At 64.1% G+C, this 1141-nt stretch carries 1 protein-coding gene and 1 pseudogene; one reads left to right on the top strand and one right to left on the bottom strand.

What is annotated here, in order from left to right; translation table 11 throughout:
• Positions 1-730, bottom strand: a pseudogene (locus tag EOA28_RS36505) (hypothetical protein); the annotation flags it as partial.
• A 95-nt stretch (positions 731-825) separates the two neighbouring features.
• On the opposite strand from EOA28_RS36505, the gene EOA28_RS36500 reads away from it, so the two are divergent.
• Positions 826-1141, top strand: a 316-nt coding sequence (locus EOA28_RS36500) for a peroxiredoxin (RefSeq protein ID WP_148671139.1), incomplete at its 3' end; no start/stop codon positions are given.

Raw genomic sequence — 1141 nt, 5'->3', positions numbered from 1 at the left:
ACTGCATGCGCCCGGTACCGGTCTGCGCGACAGTTGCCGAGGTGACGGTCACGCGCTTGACGAGCCCTGTGTCCGGCAATTCGAACTCGACGTTGTGCAAATCGATCTGGCGTATCGAGTCCTCGCGCACGGTATCCAGCGCGTCGTTGACGCTTGCGAACGCCGCCGCCGACACTTTCTCCGGGTCAACAAGCCCGTTCTCGTTGCGCAGCGCCGCCGTCCAGTCACCGCCGCCGGAAGGCATGGCCGCCACGACGATGTGGGCGTTGGAGAATCTGGCGCTGGTCAGCCGGACATCGCCGGAAAGCAGCGGCAGCAGGCGCATGCCGAAACGCACCCGCCCGATATCGGCCATCGGCTTGCCGTCAGCCGTCTTGAGGCTGACATCGTTCACCTGCAGGGCAATGAAGCTCGATCCGTCCAGCGTCAGCCGCGCCGCGCCGACGGTGACATTGACATCGACCCCTGCCAGCTTCTCGATGGCGGTCTCCGCCTCGGCCCGGAGCCGTTCCGTGCCGATGCCCGAGGCCCCCAGGACATAGACGCCCGCCGCCGCCAGAAGCACGAGTGCGCAAAGCCCGGCAAACACGCGGCCGAGGACGCGGAAGCGCCGCCGCACCACCGCGCGGCCAAGCGGCGGCACGCTGCAAGCGGACGGGAGCTTCGCCAGGTCGGTGATCTCGTCACGCCTGAACCTGATCTTCTCGTGCTGCGGGTCTTCCTGATCCAAGCAATCTTCCGTTGTGACGAACTCGTCATGGACGAATCCCCGCCTCACGTTATATCGATGCGTTCCCACGCGTAACCGCAAACAAGGGCATCGATATGGCTGATCTCGAGGTGGGCGACGCAGCGCCTCAATTCGATCTTCCGCGTGACGGCGGCGGCTCCCTCAGTCTCGCCGCGCTTCGGGGCAAGCCCGTTGTACTCTACTTCTACCCGCAGGACGACACCACAAGCTGCACCAATGAGGCGATCGGCTTCTCGCAGTTGAAACCGGAGTTCGAGAAGGCCGGCGTCGAAGTGATCGGGCTGTCCCCCGATAGCGTGAAGAAACACGACAAATTCAAGGCGAAGCACGATCTCACCGTCGATCTCGTCGCCGACGAGGAGCGCAAGGTGATCGAGGCCTATCATTTGT

This window comes from Mesorhizobium sp. M2A.F.Ca.ET.067.02.1.1, assembly GCF_004023285.1.
GTDB lineage: Bacteria > Pseudomonadota > Alphaproteobacteria > Rhizobiales > Rhizobiaceae > Mesorhizobium.
This window is presented reverse-complemented; position numbering and strand designations above follow the sequence as displayed.